Below are 3,803 nucleotides of genomic sequence, written 5' to 3' on the forward strand. Positions count from 1 at the left end.
ACCAAAAATACTAACTTTATCTATCATTCGACAGTTTTTAATAAAATCTTAGCTTGTCTTGACCTTCCCTTTCCAAGAATCCAATCCATAAGAAAGGATATAAATCTCAGAGAAACCTTGTTTTTTCAAATAGAGTGCAGCATTGGTCACTCGTTGTCCACGTTGGTTTTCGTAGAGAAGGACAGGTTTATCCTTGCGAAGGGCTGCAAGGCTTGACTTCAACTGATTTGAAGGAATATTGCGGGCTCCGAGGATATGTTTTCTGTGGAAATCTGCTGGTTCACGGACATCAATCAATTGCCCTTTTCGAATCAAGGCTTCAAATTCTGCATTGTCCACAATCTTAGCCGCACGACGAATACGAAGGTAGTTATAACCCATCCATGCAGCCATCGCCAATACGATTCCCCAAACAATCCAAATTGTCATAAGTTCTTATCTCCATTTTTCTCTAAGTAGTCTAATTCTATCTTGTGCTCTCTACGAAGAACAGCTTCCGCCTCTAGATAGTCTAGCTTGTCCATCAGACCTGCATCATAGATCCGAGAGAGTTCGAGCTTCATCAGTTCAATATCATACAAGCGCTTCCCCATGTAAACAATAATGCCAAATTGTTTGAGAAATTGCTGCACATCATAGAATGTTTTCATAGGTTTCATTCTAACAGATTTTAGACTTTTTTTCAATACTGGACCGCCTCTTTCCCCCTATTTTCTTCGTCTTCATTGCCCATTCTTCCGCAAGTGTGGTACAATAAAAGCATGAGAATACAACAACTACACTATATTATCAAAATCGTCGAAACTGGCTCTATGAATGAGGCAGCCAAGCAACTCTTTATCACCCAACCCAGTCTCTCTAATGCCGTTCGAGATTTGGAAAATGAAATGGGGATTGAAATCTTTATTCGCAATCCCAAGGGCATTACCTTGACCCGTGATGGGATGGAGTTTCTCTCCTATGCCCGTCAAGTTGTCGAGCAAACTCAGCTTTTGGAGGAACGCTATAAAAACCCTGTTGCCCACCGCGAACTTTTCAGCGTTTCTTCTCAGCACTATGCCTTTGTAGTCAATGCCTTTGTCTCTCTGCTCAAGAAAAGTGATATGGAGAAATACGAGCTCTTCCTTCGTGAAACTCGTACTTGGGAGATTATCGACGACGTCAAGAACTTCCGTAGTGAAGTCGGTGTCCTCTTTTTAAACAGCTACAACCGCGATGTTTTAACGAAAATGCTAGATGACAATCACCTGCTAGCGCACCACCTCTTTACCGCTCAACCCCATATCTTTGTCAGCAAGACCAACCCTCTAGCTAAAAAAGACAAGGTCAAACTGGCTGATTTGGAAGATTTTCCTTACCTGAGTTATGACCAGGGGACGCACAACTCCTTCTACTTTTCAGAGGAGATTCTTTCACAAGAGCACCACAAGAAATCCATTGTAGTCAGTGACCGAGCCACCCTCTTTAATCTTTTGATTGGTTTGGATGGTTACACCATTGCAACAGGGATTTTGAACAGCAACCTCAACGGAGACAATATCGTTTCCATTCCACTGGACATTGACGACCCGATTGAACTGGTCTATATCCAGCATGAAAAAACCAGCCTGTCTAAGATGGGCGAACGCTTTATCGAATATTTACTAGAAGAAGTTCAGTTTGATAATTGATAAACTGTCAGACATATTTTATAATATTTCTTAGAAAATAATGATTGGAGAATATCGTTGAAAAAGTTTATATTGGCAAGCACTGTTGTCCTTTCAATAGCAGGATTGACCCAAGCACCTATCTATGCAGAAGAAAACAATACTAATCCTCCTGCTACCACCGAACAAAGCAACTCTAAGGAAGATAAGAAAGATCTTTCAACTAAAGCTGAAGAGGAGGTTGCAACACTTCCAAAAGACAAGGTAAAAGAAGAAGCTCCTAAAAAAGAAGGATGGCAGGAAGAAAACAAACACTGGCGTTTCTATGAAAACAATCAACCTGTCCTCAAATGGAAAAAAATTCAAGATAAGTGGTACTATTTTGACCAAGAGGGAAATCGACTCAGTGATACCATCTTTGATGACTATGTTCTCAATAAAGACGGGGTCATGGTAGAAAATGGCTGGGTAGCTCTTGAGGGTAAATGGTACTACGCCAGTGAGTCTGGAAAAATCATCCAACAAAAATGGAAAAAAATCGGAGGAGTTTGGTACTACTTTGACAAAGATGGTATCATGCTCAGTCAGACAATCGTTGATGGTTATCTCCTTACCAAAAGTGGGGCCATGGCTGAAAATGGCTGGGTAAAGATTGACCAAAATTGGTATTATGTCACACCATCTGGCAGAATCTCGCAAGACAAATGGGAGAAAGTCAACGGTTCATGGTATTATTTTGACAAAAACGGCGTGATGCTCAGCAAAACGACCGTTGGTACTTACCTGCTCGGTAGTAGCGGGGCCATGGCGGAAAACTCTTGGGTGAGAATCAATGAAAATTGGTATTACGCTAATGAATATGGGAAATATAGCCGAGACAAATGGGAGAAAATCAAAGGAACTTGGTATGCTTTTGAACAAAATGGCATCATGCTTTCCAACAAATGGAAAGGAAGCTACTATCTAAAAGCAAGTGGAGCAATGGCCGAAAAAGAGTGGATCTTTGACAAGGCCTACAACAGTTGGTTCTATCTAAAAGCGAATGGTGCCTATGCAGCTCGTGAATGGATTGGAGCCTACTATCTCAAGCCTGGTGGCTATATGGCCAAGAATGAGTGGATTTACGACGACACCTACAAGGCTCGTTACTATTTGGACGATAGCGGACATTATGTATCAGGAACTTACAAGATAGACGGCAAGGAACACCTGTTCCAAAAATACGGCCAATGGATTTCTGAAGTTTCAACAGAAGGTGGATTTGTAAAAGGTCAATACAGCAACACCATTTTCCTGGATCCTGGGCATGGTGGTCGGGATTCAGGTGCCTTTTACTACAATGTAGCTGAAAAAGATCTCAACATGCAAATCTACCGCAAACTACGTAAGAAATTAGAAGAATTAGGTTATACTGTCCTTACATCACGTGACAGTGATATTGACGTGGATTTTGTTACCGAACGTTCTCGTATGGTTAATAAGACCAACTCTGATATTTTTATCAGTATTCACTTCAATGCTACTGGTAGTACATACTCAAAAGCAAGCGGTATTCAAACCTACTCCTATAGCGATGAACCTGATTATCCAAGTAAGATTAATAAATACTGGCACAATCACCCAGATCGTATGAGTGAAAGCAAACGCCTCGCTGCTGCTATCCACTCCTCTCTCCTTGCAGAAACAGGTGCCAGAAACGCTGGCTTGCTGGAAAGCAGTTTTGCCGTTCTACGCGAAACGGCCAAACCAGCCGTTCTCCTAGAGCTTGGTTATATGGATAATTTCACTGAAAACCAACAAATCAGAGATAGCCACTATCAAGATAAATTAGTAGCAGGTATTGTGAAAGGCATCCAAAAATACTACGCTGGTAAATAAAGACAAAGTCTCGAGAAACTTCGAGACTTTTCTATTTGTCTTCTTTTTTATCTTTATCAGGAAAAAGGTAGCCAAGTCCTACACAAGCTAGCACACCTGCTCCTATCACCAATCCACTTGAAATTGGCAACAGATCCAAAATGGCGTTTGCAATGATAAAGGCAATAATCAAGCACATCAGACTAGCCTTGTAGTCTTTTTTCAAAAAGTTTTCTAGAGTGAAATAGAGGAACAAACCTACTGGAATCAATGACCAGAGGTTGACATCCAAACTTG

4 protein-coding genes and 1 pseudogene are annotated in these 3,803 nt (G+C 41.1%); 2 read left to right on the forward strand and 3 right to left on the reverse strand.

The window, feature by feature from the left end; all coding sequences use genetic code 11:
* Positions 1 to 48: 48 nt before the first annotated feature.
* Positions 49 to 429 carry a rhodanese-like domain-containing protein gene (locus tag SORDD16_RS06740; protein ID WP_061452826.1) on the reverse strand — a complete coding sequence of 127 codons (381 nt, stop codon included), beginning with the start codon at positions 427 to 429 and terminating at the stop codon, positions 49 to 51.
* The gene (locus SORDD16_RS06745; protein WP_061452899.1) at positions 426 to 659 is read right to left on the reverse strand and encodes a YqgQ family protein; all 234 of its coding nucleotides are present in this window, start codon (positions 657 to 659) and stop codon (positions 426 to 428) included. The genes SORDD16_RS06740 and SORDD16_RS06745 overlap by 4 nt, the downstream gene beginning before the upstream one ends.
* A gap of 102 nt (positions 660 to 761) precedes the next feature.
* Between SORDD16_RS06745 and SORDD16_RS06750 the strand changes: the two genes are divergently transcribed.
* Both SORDD16_RS06750 and SORDD16_RS06755 read left to right on the forward strand, forming a co-directional pair.
* Positions 762 to 1,670: a LysR family transcriptional regulator gene (locus tag SORDD16_RS06750; RefSeq protein WP_001222584.1), complete on the forward strand. Its 909-nt coding sequence runs from the start codon at positions 762 to 764 to the stop codon at positions 1,668 to 1,670.
* 57 nt (positions 1,671 to 1,727) lie between these two features.
* A complete protein-coding gene (locus SORDD16_RS06755) occupies positions 1,728 to 3,527 on the forward strand; it encodes an N-acetylmuramoyl-L-alanine amidase (RefSeq protein WP_061452827.1) in 1,800 nt (599 codons plus the stop codon).
* A gap of 31 nt (positions 3,528 to 3,558) precedes the next feature.
* Here the strand turns inward: SORDD16_RS06755 and SORDD16_RS06760 are convergent.
* A pseudogene (locus SORDD16_RS06760) lies at positions 3,559 to 3,803 on the reverse strand (hypothetical protein); the annotation flags it as partial.

The organism is Streptococcus oralis (assembly GCF_001578945.1).
Lineage (GTDB): Bacteria > Bacillota > Bacilli > Lactobacillales > Streptococcaceae > Streptococcus > Streptococcus oralis_Q.

What these genes read in the sequence shown, in the direction of transcription:
- SORDD16_RS06745 (WP_061452899.1), bottom strand. Translation starts at nt 659, where the DNA reads ATGAAACCTATGAAAACATTCTATGATGTGCAGCAATTTCTCAAACAA.
- SORDD16_RS06750 (WP_001222584.1), top strand. Translation starts at nt 762, where the DNA reads ATGAGAATACAACAACTACACTATATTATCAAAATCGTCGAAACTGGC.
- SORDD16_RS06740 (WP_061452826.1), bottom strand. Translation starts at nt 429, where the DNA reads ATGACAATTTGGATTGTTTGGGGAATCGTATTGGCGATGGCTGCATGG.